General features: G+C 69.2%; 5 protein-coding genes. 2 read left to right on the top strand and 3 right to left on the bottom strand.

The genetic code is table 11. The features are described 5' to 3' along the window. Positions 1 to 62 precede the first annotated feature (62 nt). The 3 genes from ID554_RS05885 to ID554_RS05875 are packed head-to-tail and all read right to left on the bottom strand — an operon-like array spanning position 63 to position 7,096. On the bottom strand, positions 63 to 2,642 hold the full coding sequence (locus ID554_RS05885) for a pPIWI_RE module domain-containing protein (RefSeq protein ID WP_117230552.1): 2,580 nt from the start codon (positions 2,640 to 2,642) through the stop codon (positions 63 to 65). Continuing rightward, positions 2,643 to 5,987: a pPIWI_RE_Z domain-containing protein gene (locus ID554_RS05880; protein ID WP_117230553.1), complete on the bottom strand. Its 3,345-nt coding sequence runs from the start codon at positions 5,985 to 5,987 to the stop codon at positions 2,643 to 2,645. Continuing rightward, the gene (locus ID554_RS05875) at positions 5,984 to 7,096 is read right to left on the bottom strand and encodes a pPIWI_RE_Y domain-containing protein (RefSeq protein ID WP_117230554.1); all 1,113 of its coding nucleotides are present in this window, start codon (positions 7,094 to 7,096) and stop codon (positions 5,984 to 5,986) included. The genes ID554_RS05880 and ID554_RS05875 overlap by 4 nt, the downstream gene beginning before the upstream one ends. A 930-nt stretch (positions 7,097 to 8,026) precedes the next feature. On the opposite strand from ID554_RS05875, the gene ID554_RS05870 reads away from it, so the two are divergent. Beyond that, positions 8,027 to 13,951, top strand: a complete 5,925-nt coding sequence (locus ID554_RS05870) for a DEAD/DEAH box helicase (protein WP_223884449.1) — start codon at positions 8,027 to 8,029, stop codon at positions 13,949 to 13,951. Then, positions 13,948 to 16,347, top strand: coding sequence for a hypothetical protein (locus ID554_RS05865; RefSeq protein ID WP_117230556.1), 2,400 nt, complete (start codon positions 13,948 to 13,950; stop codon positions 16,345 to 16,347). The genes ID554_RS05870 and ID554_RS05865 overlap by 4 nt, the downstream gene beginning before the upstream one ends. Positions 16,348 to 16,438: the final 91 nt, after the last annotated feature.

The following is a 16,438-nucleotide window of genomic DNA, read 5'->3' as shown; positions in this document are numbered from 1 at the left end:
AGCGGCAGATGCTCGCGGTCGTGGCCTCCCTCGCCCAGAGAGGGCCAGGGAGGCCACGGCCCCTACTCGTCCCCGAGAACCTCTTGCGAACCGAGGTCAGTGATCTTGGTTGGCAGAAGGTACTCCTCGATCTGCTCCGCGAGATGAAGCGGCCATGGCAGAACGGTGGTGCCCCGGACGTACGGTGCTGCATCCCGCAGCTCGTGCGCCAGCGCCGCCCAGTGCTCGGGCTGGTCGCCATCCTGAAGTCCCGCCACAAGTAGCTCGATGAACTGCGGGTTCCACACCTGGGCCTTTGGCTTCGGGGCAGTGAGCTTGCCGTTGTGCTCGCCGGGGACCAGTTTCGACACGCCCTTCAACGCCCCGGAGTGCGTGCTGGGTTTGCCCGTAGTGCTGCCGTACACCCGAGGGACCAGGAAGCGCCACAGACCCTTGGGCTGGCCTGTGCCATCATCGGTCACGCCGTAGCACTCCGGCGTCTCGCCACCTTCGGCAGTGCGAACGCGCACATGGCGCAGGCCGGACAGCTTGCTGATCGGCTGAGGTTCAGCGGCGCCGAAGCCGAGGCTGTCGAGCTGGATACGGCCATTGGTGAGGGTGTTCCAGACGCCGCGCAGGTTCTGCGCATGGGTGAGCAGCAGGGTGTCGGGGAAAGCGCTGGTGGCCTCATCAATGACGTCCCTGGCGAACCGGACCACGTCGTCGGGGCCGCACTTGAGGTCCACGTTGACGTACTGCTTACCGATGTCCACGAGCCCGGTATGCAGAGGCTGCCAGGGCACCTTGGGCGCACGGACTTGCACATGCTGACCGGTGGGGTTGACGAGCACAGCGACCGGGACCTGTCGCGCGAGCCCCCAGACGCGTCCCTTGTTCTGGCGAATCATCCAGATGGCCAGGAGGGCAGGCTGCCGGAGCAGGGTATTCCGCGCCGGCCCAGGCAGCGGTTCGGGGCGTACGCCGAGCTGCCGGAACAGATCATCGACGGCGGCGGCGAACCGCTCTCGGTTCGGGTCAGAGGGCTCCCTGCCCTCATGGGCACGAGGGGGACGCTTCGGCTCGGCAACCGGGGTGACGAACTGGCTGAGCCGTCCCGTCCGCAGCAGGCCATGCCGGATGGCGAACTTGGGATCGTCGCCGCGTTGCCGGCCCTGATACGCGTCGGGGTGGGCGATCTCGACCAGGGCGATTGTCGGGTTTGCCGCCTGGCCGAGCGTGTCGGCGATGTGCGCGATGCGGGCCTCCACCGCGGCCTGGGGCCGGCGTCCGACCCGGTCAAGGTCGGCGCGGATCGTGGGTGCTGCCAGCCGCCGAATCCCGATGGTTACCGCGCCAAGGTCGACGTGAGATCCGGCCTCGTCAAGCTGCTCGGCACGGGGCATCGGGACACCGAGACGGGTGGCGAGCCGGTCGAGGGCGTATTGTGTGGCGCGGTCGGTGTCGGTGAGCAACTCGATGTCCAGGCGCGGCCCGACGATCTCATTGAGATAGGTGGCCGAAACCCGACTTCCGCTGATGCCGCCAAGCCCTTTGTACACAGTGCACTTTTCGCGGGGGAGCGCCGTGGCCGGACGGAGGTGTGGGGTGAGCTCGTTGATGACCCAGTCCATCAGCGGCTGGCGATCGGCGACCGACAGCCCGGCGCTGACCTTCTCAGCCGACAGCATGCCAGTGCTGTAGACCAGCGCAGCTGCGTCGCCGTGGCGCTGCAGGTAGTCCAGTGGCTTGTCGACCAGCTGCTGCGGGTCGGGCAGGCGATTGAGACAACCGGCTTTCTTCAGTACCCTCGCGAGGGCGTCGTCCCAGCGTGGCCCATAGCTGCTTGAGCCGTCCCTCTCAGTCACCTTGACCTGCTTGATCCGCGCCGTGCCGAAGTGACGAGAGTTCTCCAGGCCGGCCAGATACGGCACGGTCGGCGCCAGGTACACCGAGTGGCCGTGGTCGAAGGCGAGCTTGCCCCGCACGGGCATCCAGCGCCGCACCCCGTACGACAGATAGACCAGCAGCTCATCACTGGTGGGCAGGGTCTGCACGCTGACGCCGATCTTGACCGAGAACGGGGTCTGGTCCTCGATCCGCTCCGGCGGCCAGGACATGATCTCCGTGCCGTCGGCGCTCGGACAACGCAGGAACCGCAACTCGTTATGCGGGCAAGTCGCGCCCGGGCGAGACAACGTCGCCGCGATCTCCATCGGGAGCAGGCGCATGGCGCGCTGTCGATCTTCCGGCCCGGTCAGGTTGAGGTGAACCGGCGACCAGGTGAGGTGGCTTGCGTGCAGCTGGGACAGGGTCAGGGAGATCTGCTCCGGGGTGCCCTTCTGCGCGCGTACCCACGCCGCGACCAGGTTGAAGATGGCCGCCGGGTTCACCGCGCGGTATGCGAGCAGCCACTCCTGGTCGTCGTCGCCACGTCCGGCGTACGGAAGCGTGACGACGCAGTCGGGGACGAGGGCGGTGATCGCGTCGTTGAGTGAGGCGATCGGGATGCTGGCGACGTCGCCGCCGCGCTGCGCCTGGGCGAGCCGGCGCAACGGCTCCTTCCAGCGGCCTGGGAACCGCATGAGGTGGTAGGTGCGCTGGATCGGGGCTTCGGGATCGAGACGCAGGACGGTGACAGCGAGGTCGTCGTAGCGGGGTGCCATTCAGTGGTCTCCCATGTTGGTGAGTGCGCGGTACAGAGGTTGGTAGAGCGCCTGGACCAGGTGCCGATCGGTGTTGGCGCCGGTGGGTTCGAAGTACGGGGTGAGCACCTCGCGCATGCCGTGCAGCAGGCTGGTGCTGGCGTCGTCGAGGTCGGTGTCGGTGTCGCTTCTGCGTGCGGTGACCGGTGCGAAGGCGGCGTCGCAGAAGTAGACCTTCGCGGCTTGGCCGCCGCGTAGAAGCCTGCCGACGACCTGCCAGATGGTTACGAGTTGGGTCCAGGCCACGCGTTGGCGTTCGTCCGTGCCGAGCTGGCTGTAGGCGACCAGGGCGTGCAGCAGCCGCCGCCACTGGCGCTGCGCGGCTCGGCGTCGCTGGCTGCCGGCACCTGCGAGGCGTTCGTGTGCCGGGCAGTCGTCGTCGAGCGGGTGCGGGCGTAGTTGTTCGAGGGCGTATTGGTTGATCCGCTGGGTGACGTAGCTGAGATCCTTCGGCCGTGGGTGGGGACGTACCAGGAAGAACGCGGCGCCGATGGCGGCCACGCCGTCGTTGTTGAGGATGTTGTGCCCGCGCTCGACGGCCAGGATGGGGGCGACCAGCAGCCACGCGTTGTCGGTGCCGAAGTCCGCGACGTCACCGCGGCGCAGCAAGTGGCCGTCGTCCCAGCCAGTTTCCAACTCGTCGTCGCCGATGAGGCAGCGCACCTGCCCCTCCCAGGAGGCCTTGCGCCGAAGTAGCTCGTTGGTGACGGTGCGGGCCTCGGCGTAACTGCCGACCAGCAGCATGACCTTCTGCCGGCCGGGCGGCAGGGCGGCTCGTTCCCGCTCCAGGCGGTTCGGTCGCCCGGGACCCGCGCCGGGCTGGGTTAGGGCTGCGACCATCTGCCGCAGGGCGCTCGTGCGTTCCTCCCCGTAGCGGCCGGACACCCAGATCGGTGTACTCCGTTCGCCTTGGTGCTGGATGTCCAGGGCGAATGTGGTCTCGGAGATGGCGGCGAGTTTTTGCGGTGACGGGCGCAGGATCGCTTCGACCGGCACATCAATGTGGTAGCGAGGCGAGGTTCCGGCCCAGCTGGTCCCGGACAACAGCAGTACGTTCGGGCCCGGCCCGTCGGCGGGAAATAGGTCGGGCAGGCCAACCAACAGGGCCCGCCCTACGCCCGTGTAGCGGAAAAACCGGAACTCGCCCAGCTGGCCATCACGGCGGTCGGTCTCGTCCTCGACGTACTGGAAGCCCAGTACGTTGCCCATCGGGGACTCGGGTACCGCGACGGCGAGGTCGCTGGGCGGGCGGCGTACCTCCGCCGGAAGCGTGTCGAACATGTCCAGCTCGGCCGCGACTTCCGGCCAGATAGCGAGCATGAGGTTGAGCCGGTGAGCCATCACCGCTACGGCGACCGCCAGCTCCAGCCGCCACACGTTGCGGTCGAGCTCCGCTGGTGCGATCTTCCTACCTTCGACCAGCTCTCGATCGCTCAGCTCGGTCAGCCACTGCCGGACGGCGTCTTCCCGCGTCTCCTCTTCGGTGTCGGACAGTTGCGCCTCGGCCAAGGTGGCTAGACCCCCGGCGACCTCGCCGGATGCTCTGGTCGGGTCGTCGATGAAGGCGTTGAACTGCTCGCGCAGCAGCTTGTAGAGCTCATCGTTGTCCCAGCCGGGGTCCGGCCTGCGGCCCTTTGCCGCGGCGTAGCCGGCCCAGTCCTGAGCAAGGCTATTGAACAGGGTCCATGCGGTGAAGTAGTCGGGGTCGAGCCAGTTCAATACCGGCTTGCCGGCGCGAACCCGGTCTCGTTGCAGCAGTTGGTAGATGATGTCTGCTGCGGATCGAGCCTGGTTCAGTGCCGTGGTGAACCGCCGGATCTGCCGGGAACTGACCGGTGCGCGGCCGGTTGCACGCAACTTTTCCGCCACCCGCGCCCCGATCTCGTCGATCCACGCTTCCTGGCTGGGGCCAAGCAGTACCTGGGCGCTGGCGAACATCTCATCGAGGTTTGCCTGCACCTGGTCTGCCTCGTCGACCAGGATCAGGTCGCTGCGCCGCCACGCCGCCTCCAGGTACCGCAGCTGCTCGTGGCTCAACGGTCCGGGCACAGGGGTGTGCACAAGACTCCACGGCGTCGCGATCCACACGTTCGCCGTGACCAGCCGGCGCGCGGCCTCATGCCGCTGGCATCGATGCCACAGGGGACAGGTGCGCCGTGCCCCGTCCCGCCAGCCATCCACCGGCGCGTCCGGATCCGTCTCGATCAGGTGCTGGCAGGGCGCCTCGCGTACCTCAAGTGGGGTGGCCTTGTCTCGGACCGCATCGAGCGGGCAGGCCGTGCTGACCAGGTCGAACCCGTACGGCTCGAGGGGTAGAAGCCGGCCGGGGGCCGGCGGCTGGAGCCGATGCAGCCGTTCCGCATGCCGAGTGCGGTTCTGCCCCATGACCGGCGCCGCCACCACGCCGTCGTACCAGGACAGCTCGTGCGCCATGCGTAGGGCTGCCGAGTTGTCGCCGACCACGATCGTCACCCGGAGGCCGTGCTGCGCTGCCCAGGTCGCCAGGATCGCCACGAGGGTGCTCTTGCCGACGCTGACCATGCCGACCATGTGCAGGACCCGGTCGATGCAAAGGGTCGTGGCGTCGCCGAAGGTGTCCTCGGCCAGCCGGACCTGCAGCGTGATGTCCTGCAGGCGTTCCTCCCACCGGTGAGAGGAACGTCCGGCCTGCAGATCGGCGGCGTCCATACCTCGGGCGGTCTCCACCAACTCCTGCCACGTGACCTCGATCGGTGCACGCGTCCGGACGGCCAGGTCATGCAGAGCCGGAGTCGGCGCGGGTGGGAGGTTGTCCGGCACGGTCAGGCCGTGACCACGCGCCGTGGAGCTCATGCGGTATCGGCCGGGTGCGGCGAACCGGACGCCGGTGGTGGCGAAGGGCAAGGGCTCGGTGAGTAGCTGCTCGTACCAGTCCCACCGGTTGGTCGCCACGCTGCACTGCCGGCGTACCGGTCGGCCGAGCGAGTCCAGGTGGTAACCCCGCACTGTCTCAGGGGCAGACCGGTAAGCCCGCAGCAACTCGTCCCACCCGTAGGGGCGTTGGCTGCGCCACAGCAGGGCTCGCGCGTTGGCGAGCCGGACCGCCGCGTCGGCTGGTGGGCGCGGCACCGAGTCCCACAGCGCCCGGTAGCCGTCGAGCAACGCGGGTACTCCGCTGGCGGCCTGGTCGGCGGCGACTGTTTCCAGCAGATACAGGCACAGTTCGGTGTCCATCAGCCGGGAGGGTGAAGGCTGGTCGCCGGTCGGGGTGTAGTGGCCGCGCAGTGCGCGGGTGAAGCGGTTGCGGATGGTGTTGATATGCCTCATGCCTCGGCCTCCACCCGCCGCTTCACGGCACCGATGAACTCCGCCTCGGAGACCGCCACGATTCGCTGGCCCGGCCGCACCTGGGGGCACGCCTTCCGCAGCCGTGCCACGTACCGCGGATGTGCCTTGACCTGCTCCTGGCCGATGACGACATAGGCCCTCTCCGCCTCGGGCGACACGGTGAACAGCCGCTCCCGCAGCCGTCGGGCCAGCCGTACCGGGTTGCGCCAGGCCTTGATGTCGGCGACCCACGGTCGTTCCGCGAAGACCGCGATGTCGCACGCGTCGAAGTCCGGCCACAACGCCACCGATACGCCGAGCTTCCCGATCGCGTCGGCGATGCGCAGCTCTGCACGACCCGGTGCGGTGATGAAGGTGCGGAGCTCACGCCGCAACCACCACACGCCCTCGCTGGCGGGGTGGTCCGTCCCGGTCGTACCGGGTGCCGGGCAGGTCTCGTCCTCGCAGACCCAGGTCCGGTCGTCATCCAGTGGCAATCGAAGACCGCTGCACCCGCCGCAGGTCCGGATCACGCCATCCGCCATCGCCTCCGGTGGTGCCTCCACGTACGCCTGCCGCACCTCATCCGCCAGCAGCGCCAAGTCAGGATCGGCCAGCCGTGCGTCGAGCTCCATCGCCGCGATCGCCGGCTGTCGGATCAGGAGCTCGCGGAACGCGATGTAGGACTGCGGTGCGTTGTGGGCCCGGGACTTGTCCATCACCGCCCGCAACAGCGCGTTCTCGCGGATCTCGCCTTCGACATCCCCACGGAGGCTGCCGAGTTCCTCGCAGGCCGCCGTCGGGCGGCCGTAGATGAGCAGCGCCTCGTCAGGGTCGACGTCGGTGCCGGTGAGGTCGATCTTCCAGTCGCTGAACGGCTCCTGTGCAAGCTGAAGCAGCTCCACCACGCTGGCCGGCGCGGGCGCGCCCTGATGCCAGGCGAGCAGGGTCAGCCGGTCCAGCGCGAGCTGCAGGTTTGCCGGGTACGGCAGCCGGAACGCGTCACCCGATGCGGTCTGCTGGGCGTACTCGAGGATCCCGCTTGCGAGCTGCGCAACAGCAACCCGCGGGATGGGCAGCCATGACGGGTCTGAAGGTGCATCGATCATATGTGCACTCCGCGTGAGTGAGACGTAGGCAAGGCGGGGTGACTTCCATTGGACCGCATCGGTATGACAACCAGACAGCCCGATACATATGCGAAGCGTATCCGTATTAGGCGGCCGATGTGGGCCCGCGTGCTCACGTATGCAATTGGAGTCCTCAACCCATCCGAAAGGTCAACTCCGTCTTGATCTTCGAACTGGCATTTGTGCTGCCTGCCCAGAGGGAGCTTGAACCGCGATCGGAATTCTGACTTGAGAAGGCCGACTGCGTCTCGAAGCAATGCAAATTTCTGTCGGTAGCCCGACCGAAGTCCCCGCTTGTCATCCGTGGCTGTTGGGATAGCCGATTTGCCGAGCCGGGTTCGCGGTGTCCGGTCGGCAGCCAGGTCCCCCGAGGACTGGGCCGGGTCGTTCACGTCGCGGATCGTTCCGAAGCACGTCTGCAGTTAGACGGATGCCACGAGGCGATCCTTGTAGGACGCCGACGTGTCTCGAGCCGGGCGCTTGCGGTTCATCGGCGATGCGTACGTCCTGTTTGTCTTCTTCCCGACACAACTTCGGTCCTGCAGCCCCTCCCCGCGAACCGTGCAGTCTCGTTACAGTACGCACTCATCGTGATCGGCAGCGCATCAGTCGCTGTAGATGTCACCTCACCAGCAAGATCTCCAACGGTGGCTGCTCGTACTAAGTGCCCTGCAGGAGTTGAGCGGCCACGGTGGCAGTCGCATGCAGGGTTGATAGGACGAATCGGAACGTGCGATAGACGAGCAGGTGTCAACGCCGCACGCCGGGGCGGTGTGCCGAACGGACGGAAGGAACGGCACAACGGACGGAGCAGGGAGCCGCGAGGAGCAACTCGCGCGGCTCATCTCGGACGTCGGACCCTGTAACGGCGGCCAGGTTCTCGAGGCCGCGCGGCAGCGCTGGCCGGCGATGACGCAGGCGCGACTTCAGAGGATCACCGCTTCGGCACTCAGTGCTGGGCTCATTCACGAAGACAACGGCATCCTCAGGGCAGCCGATGCGCCCGCAACCCCACACCCGTCCGGGCATCGATCGGCGGGGACTGCGCAGGTTCCCCGGGCTGTCGTCGTCGACGTCGAAGCTGTTGTGCGTCCCACTGCGGATCACCCCGACGGGGACCGGCGTATCTACCAGATCGGTGCGGTGCGGTTGTCGTCGGAACGGCGCTGGGTCGAGGAGTCACCACGCTTCACCGCCTGGGTGCGGCTGCCGGACGTTGACTGGGAAGAGCAGCTGCGGTCCGCGGCCGTCCGCGACCAGTACGCCGCACACGCGATCCCTGTCGAGCAGGCGCTGCACGATCTGCGGGACTACTTGACGGACGCGGACGTCCTCGTGGCCTACAACGGCATCAGCGCCGACTTTCCGATGCTCGACGATGCGGCCACCCGCGCTGAGCAGCCACCGTTCGGCGCGCTGCGCCGAGCCGACGCGTTGTACCTCGCCCACGCGGTCTGGCCGACCGCCCGTTCCCATCGCTTGGCGGAGCTCGCCGACGAGGTAGGTGTCGGCCGGTCCGGGCTGAGCTGGCACGACGCCGCAGACGATGCCGACCTGACAGCCCGGCTGCTGCGGCACGCCGCGAACACCGTCTCAGGCTGGGACGGGCCGTTGCGGGATCTGCTGCTCGCCGCCGGTGCCGGGTCACCTGCTTGGGACCTGCTCGCGTCGCTGCTATCCGCACCATCTGGTCGGCCGGCCGCGGACGACGGCTCGGTCGCCCAGGTGCTCGCGGACGTGCTCGGCAGTGGCGACCTGCGGCAACCAACCCGGCGTGGCCGACCCGTACCGGAGAACCTGACGGTGCCGGAGCGACTGTTCGACCGCACCGGTCACGTGGACCCGCACGCACTCGCCCTGGCGGCCGCGCACGGTTCGGTCGAACGCCGGCCGGCGCAGCAGCACATGGCCGAACTCCTGGCCCGCCAGGTCGACGCTGGCCGGGATGCGCTGTGTGAAGCACCGACGGGAACTGGTAAGAGCCTCGCGGTTCTCGCCACCGCCCTCGACTGGCTCGCCAGCAACTCCCGCCGACGGGTGGTCCTGGCGACGTTCACCAAACAGCTGCAGACCCAGCTAGCCGCCGACATCACCCGGCTCGCCATGGTCGTGCCCGGCCTCGACGACGTCGCCGACCTGGTGAAAGGTAAACGCAACCGGCTTTCACTGCGGGCACTCGTCGCCGCGCTCACCGACGCGGTCGCCGTGGCCGCCGGAGCAAGCCGCCGGGATCGCCGGAACCGGTTCGCCGCCCACCCGGGCTACCGGGAGCTGCTGGTGTACCTGGTCCAGCGGCTGGCCACCGCGACATCGGCGCAGCAGGCGTGGGTGGCACGAAGTGTCGACACCGCCGACATTCCGATCTTCCTCGCCGAGTACATCTCGACGACAGCCGGCCCGCTGCTGGGGTTGTGGCTGGGCAGTGTGAGCCAGGAGTCCGACGACTACGGGCCCGGCTCCGCGTCGCCGCTTGCCCATATGACCGACACCGTCGGCGAAGCGCTGGCCAACAATCGCCTCGTCGTCGCCAACCATGCGCTGCTGCTGAGCAACCCGGACGCGTTCGCCGACGACACCCTGCTCGTCGTCGACGAGTCGCACTCCCTCGAACACGCCGCGACAGGAGCCGCCAGCGCCGAGGTGGACTATCGGGCGGTGGAGAACCTCGTTGCCGAGCTGCGTCGCTGGTTTGCCAGCCAGCGCGGGGAACCGGCAGCGCTGGGGGAGCAGATCGCCGACCTGGAGGCGATGCTCGACACTGAGGTGATGCCACGGGCCGCGCAGGCGGTGTTCGACGCCGCCGGCGGAGAGCCGGGCAATCGCGCGGCGACCCTGGCGAGCCCGTTCGGTGGGCTCGGCGGCAGCGCCTCGGCGCGGCAGCTGCTCGCCCGGGTGGAACGCCTTGCCGTCGTCGCCGGGCTCGTCTACCGGCAACTGTCCGGTCACCTCGGATCGGAGCAGATGCAGGCGGCGTCGTGGTGGGAACGGGAACGGGCGACGTCGCTTGCCAGCAGGGTGTGCACCCTGGCCGAAGCAGCCGACCAGATCGTCACCGATGCCCATGCCATCCTCGACCCTCCCCGCCCCGACGCAGGGAACGCTGCTGGGCAGCCGGGCACGCCAGCCGACCAAGCTGCCGGCAGCGGTGGGGACGACGCTCCGGGCGCCGACGACCATGAGTCGGGGGAGACCGAAGCGCCGATGGACCCGCTCGAGGAGCGCCTCGGCGAGGTCGGCGCTGACGATGCTGGGCCGGACCTCACGCCGGACGACTCCGCATTGGCGCCGGTGGTGTCGAACCGGGTCGTGTTCGCCACCGAACTGGAGCTGGAAGGCCTGAGTGTCTCCGCCCGCCGGTACGCGTTCACCGTGACGTCCGCGCCGATCGAACTGGCCCACGACCCGCAGTGGAGGCTCGCCCGGTCGAGGTTCGACCGGATCTTCTACGTGTCGGCGACGCTGCAGGTGTCCGGCCGATGGGACTACATCCGCAGTCGGCTCGGACTGGGATCCGACGTCGACGCCCACTACCTGCCCGGCCCGTTCGACCTCGCCTCCCAGGCGAGGCTGGTGTGTCTGACCGACTTCCCCAGCTGGGCGGAGCAGGCCGACGGTGCGGTCCGCACCGTCGCCCACCACCTCACCGGCTACGCCCGAGAGGTCACCCGCCCGGAAACCGCCGGTGATTACGGCAGCGCGGCCACCGGTGCGTTCACCGGTGGTGCGCTGGTGCTGACCACGTCGACACGGGCGGCGTCGGCGATCTCCGAACGGCTGCTCGCCGAACTGCCCGCGGTCGCGCCGGACGTCCCGGTCGCGGTCGCCCCGATCCTCGGCAACGCGCGGGCGGCGCGGGCGTTCACCGAAACCGGAGGGTTCTGCGTCGCGACCCGCGGGATGTGGCAGGGGGTCGACTTTCCCGCCGAGCGGCTGTCGCTGGTGTGGATCAACAAGCTGCCATTCGCGCCGTTCGCCGATCCGGTCGTCGCCGCCCGCCGCGCCGCGGTCGCCCGCCGGGCCGCTGACACCGGCCATCCGGACCCGGACCGGGTCGCGACCGAGTCGTACTACCTGCCCTTAGCGGCGATGGATCTGCGGCAGGCCGTCGGCCGGCTGATCCGGTCAGCCCACCACCGCGGTGTCGTGATCATCAGCGACCGCAAACTCGCCGGCCAGACCGCGCTTCGGCGAAGCTACCGGCGGGTGTTCCTCGAGTCGCTCGACCCCGGGCTGCTGGTCGCCGACCCCGACACGGGGGAGGCCGCCGGTGGGAACCTGACGACGATGGCTGACGGCTGGGAGCGGATCTGGCGGTTCCTCGCCGACTGCGGAAAGATCACTGCCGCGCGGGCCGACGAGCTGTGCACCGCTGATGCGCTAGCTGAACACACCCTGCTGCCGGCCACCCGAAAGATTCTCGCCGCCCGCATCGACGACGACACCGAAACCACTGCCCGTGCCGAAGGCAAACTGGGTGACCTGCTCGTCGAACGCTGCTCCCAGATCGCCGGGTACCTGCGGTTCTCCGACGTCCCACTGCAGCTGCGCGACCAGCAGGAGCAGGTGATCCGCGCGGTCGCCGACAACGCTGACGTGCTCGCGCTGCTGCCGACCGGTTTCGGCAAGTCCTACACGTTCCAGCTGCCCGCGCTCGCGTTGACCGGCGTCACCGTCGTCGTGTCACCGCTCGTGGCGTTGATGGCCGACCAGGCCCTCGAACTCAACGCCAGCGTCGGCGGCGCCGTCCGTGCCCTCGTCGGGCCGATGGCCGAATCCAACAGCCGCCGCGGCAAGACGGAGGTCGCTGAACAGCTCACCAGTGTCCACGACCACGGCATCAAGTTGGTCTACATCTCCCCGGAACGGCTGGGCAACCGGCGGTTCCAGCAGCTGCTGCGCACCGGGGCAGCCAACGGGCAGCTGCGGCGGGTCGCCGTTGATGAGGCTCACACGTTCGTGCAGTGGGGCGACGACTTCCGCCCCAGCTTCCGCCGCGCCGCCGGTCTGCTGACTGAGCTGCGCGACCGGCACGGCGTCCGGGTCACCGCGGTCACCGCCACCGCCAACCGTGGGGTGCGCGCCGGGCTGCGCAGCGGCCTGTTCGGTCTGCCCGAGACCCCGTCCGCCGGTGAACGTCTTGTCACCGTCACCGCGGACCCGCTACGGCCCGAACTTGCGATCTACCGGCGGGCGTTCCGGGCCGCCGGTCCGAACGTCGTCGCTGGGCTCGCCGAAACGGTCACCTCCGCCTGCGACGACCATGCGATCTTCTACTGCCTAACCGTCCGGGAGGTCGACACGCTGTACGCGCACCTGCGCGAGTTCGTGGGGGAGGGCGAAACCCGGCGGGTGCGCCGCTTCCACGGCCGGCTGTCGGAGGCGGAGAAAGCGGCGGCCCTCACCGAGTTCCGCGACGCGCCCAAGAAGGGGGAGGAGGGGTACGTTCCGCTGCTGATCGTGGCGACCAGCGCGTTCGGTCTCGGGGTCAACCGTGGCGACATCCGCTGCGTGTTCGTGGTCTCCCCACCCACCGACCTCGCCGGGCTGTACCAGCAACTCGGCCGCGCCGGCCGTGACCAGGCTGGCTGTGACCCCGCGGAGATCACCGCACCGTCGTACGGGCTCGCCCTAGGCACCGGCCGTGGTTTCCGGACCGTCGCGTGGATGATCTCGCAAGGTCTGGCGAACCCGACCTTGCAGCGCATCGGGAACGCGGTCGTGGCCGCCGCCCGGGGCAGCGGAGTGCTCAATCCCGACCACGTCGCCGACATCGTTATCGGCGAGGAGGTCGACGCCGGGTGGATGTCGCTCGACGACGCCCGCAAACCGGCGACGATGACGATGTACCGCACCACGGTGATCCGGGCGCTCGCCGCTCTCGACGCGGCCGGAACGGTCGACGACGGCGGCGACTTCCCGGCGACGGTCACGCTGACCCCGCTCGACGATCCGATCCGCTGCGACGACACCCTCGCCGACGCGGCCGCGGTCTTGCAGCAGCTCGCCGCGACCCGGCCGGGACGTCACCAGCTCACCGACGTCCACCAACAGCTCGCCGCAGCCGTGACCGGCTACGACGGCCTCGCCGACGACGTCGCCGGCACTTGGGCGCTGCTGGCGACCCTGCACGACCTCGGCGTCGTCGACGTCTCCCAGGCCGGCAACGCCCAGACCCTGGTCTCGGTGCGAATGCTCGACCGGACCGGCCGGCTGCCCGCTGACTTCGCCACCCGGATGAACGCCCACCGGGCCCGGTTGAACACCGAACTCACCGCGCTGCGGGACTGGTACGCCGAGCAGGCCCGGTGCGCCAACGTCGGCTTCGCCGAGTACTTCGGTCAGCCTGGGCGGTCGGTACCCGACGGCACCTGCAGCACCGCCGCGTGCCGCTGCTCCACCTGCTGGTCGTCGAGCGCCGACACCACACCGACACCGGCGCTGCTGAACGCGTTGAACACCCCGCGGCCGCGGCCGGCCGCCGACCGTGACGGCGCGCCATACCAGGCGGCGGTCGACCGGTACCTGCGGGCGCTGCTGTGGGACAACTTCCACGGGCTGACCGCCGGGATGCTGCACCGGGTCCTGCGCGGCGACGAAGCCTACCGCGACAGCCGCTCCGGTCGACTGCGACCGCTGTGGCCGCAGCTGCTCTACCACCGGCTGCGCGGCGTCGACCCCGGCATGAAGCTCACCCACGTCACCGACGCGCTCGCCCGGCTCGAAGCCACCGGCGAGGCGGTCCTGACCGACGGCGGCCGGGTCTGGCGGCTTCGCCGGCACGTCGACCGTGACAACGCCCGCGCCGCGGCGCGGCAGGCAGGAGCCGCCCGATGACGATGACCGCGACACCGACATGGCGACCGTTCGACGACGAACCGCTGTTCACCGACGACCTGCTACGCGAGGTCGACGACATCCCCGACGCGGTACGCGCGGCCGTCATCGCCTACCTCGAGCAGGTCGCCCACGTTCGCCGGGCGCCGCTACACACCACCACCGCGTTCAACGCGCTGCACTTCGGCTTCGACCCCCAGGCCCGTGGTTACCAGGCCGCCGTCCTCGACCCCGAAATGTTCGTGCGGCTGACCACCGATGCCGCGACGCCGCCGGCGCTGCCCGTCGGCACGTTCGTGCGCATCGAACGGGGTCAGCAGTCGCTGTGGGCAGAGGTCGTCGCCCGGTTCGGCACCGCCGACGGCGTCCACCCGGACGGGTGGGTCCCTGCACGCCTGTCCGGAGCACCGGCGGTCCTCGACGACACCGGCTGCCGGTCGGAACGGGTGATCGTCGACCCGGAAGCGTTCGGCGCACCACTCACACCCCGGGAACGCACCGAACTTCACCGGCTGCGCCAGCGCGGTGTGCTCCTCGACGAGCGCGGACACCTGACAGGACAGGTCTGCTACCCCGGTCCTCGTCTGGCCGGCCTCGACGACGTCGCCCTGTATGCCCACCATCTGCTCACCGCCGGCAAACCACTACTGGTCGGTGGCCCGCTCGGCGGTCTGCTGATCAACCCGCACGACGACGACACCCTCGCCGTAGCGTTGCAGACGGCGCTGCACACGATCGACAAACTGCTGGACGTCGCACCGCACCTGCGTCGATGGGGCGGCTACGCCACCCCGGTCGACCGGTACCACCAGCGGCGGGAAGACCCTGGCCTGCTGGGCGGGGAAGACCTCGACGACCTGGTCCACACCATCGCACGGTCGGGGACCGGACCACGGTTCACCGGTGTGTGGCCGTTGCTGGCCGGCAGAGTCGACGAGGTGTTCGCCACCGACCCGGGAGACGTCGACGTCGACCCGTTCGAGCTTACCGCGGCCGCCGAAGCGGTCGTGCACGCCAACCTCGCCGTCGCCGATCACGCCACGGCAGCCGTCGACGGGTTGCAGCCGAACGGAGTCCACCTGCGCGTCGACGACCCGTGGCAGGTGGGCGGTGTGTGGCTGGCGCAACCGTCCCCGGTCCCAGCGGACCTGCGCGACGTCGACCCGCTACGACCCCTCGGGCTCGGCTACCACCAGTCACAGCCGCCGTCCCAGAGCACCGATGACGGTACCGGCGCGACCGATCCGGCCGATATCCAGCAGCCGACTGACGACACCGAAGCGATCACCGGCACCCGCACAGATCAGCGGGAACCCGGTCCGGACCCCGACACGACCCACCCGGAACCGGACGACACCGAGACAGAAGAACCCGCCGGAGACGAGGTCGTTGTCGAACACCTCGACGACAACATCGCCGTGTACACCGTCGCGCTGCGACCAATCCACCTCGACAACGACACCCTGCCGGTACCTGACCGGATCGCCGCCATGCTCGCCGACGGCGCCCTCGTCATCGAACTGCACCACGACGGCGACGACCTCGCCGACGACGAGAGGATCCACACGGTCGAACACGGCGACGGGGCGCTGACCGGCGTCGCTTGGCCGCTGTCGTTCTACCCGGGGATCAAGGTCATGGTCTCGCTCGCCCGCGGCGCCCGCAGACTGGCCGCTACGACGACGTTGCTCGAACGGCCGCTGCCCTACGGTGACGAGTTCCGCTGGGACTCCGACCATCGACTGCTTGCCACCGCCCTTGGAATCGACCTCGACCCCGACCCGGCACCCGAGTTGACTGACGGCACCAAGCCGGACGCAGACGACGAACCGGCACCGCCGACGGTGCCGGCGAAATACCAGGGGATCGACCCGCTGCGGCGGCTGATCCTCGCCGCGTTTCGCCGTCACGGCATCGAGGGCACGTTCGGCTCCCGCAGGCTGACCGGCAAACAATTGCTCGGCGTCCTGTTCGGCGCAGACTTCGACAACCCGCCGCTGATGTGGCAGGTGATCTACACCTGTGAACGTCTTGTCGACGCCGGCAAGCTCACCTGTGAACCGAACCCGGGACGTGCCGACAAGCCGGGAAGCGGTGGACCGGACACGTTCGTGTGGTGGCCCAGCCAGTCGGCCCGCCAGCACGCCGACTACGCCGCGGCGCAACAGCGACACGCGGCGCTGCGGGAGCGCACCCGCGAGCATTGGGTGCCGCCCAACTGCCGGGCGCTTCCGCACGGGTACCGCGCCAGCGACCAGGCGAAGGAGAACTATGCCCGGCACGTCCGCAAGGTTTGGGGCCCGAACGCCGACACGAGGCTTCCCGAAGGGTTCACCTTCGTCAATGGGCACCAACGGGGGAGTGATCCCGGTCCATTTTGGTTACCGATGACGTGACACCGACAACGTGACCGTGTCGACGTCATCGATGTCATACCCGGCCGTTCTACTGCCCTTTTCGCCGTCGGCGGCCGCCGACGACCAGCAC

The organism is Micromonospora craniellae (assembly GCF_014764405.1).
Taxonomy (GTDB): domain Bacteria; phylum Actinomycetota; class Actinomycetes; order Mycobacteriales; family Micromonosporaceae; genus Micromonospora; species Micromonospora craniellae.
The sequence above is the reverse complement of the archived record's forward strand: the minus strand, read 5'-3'. Positions and strand labels throughout refer to the sequence as shown.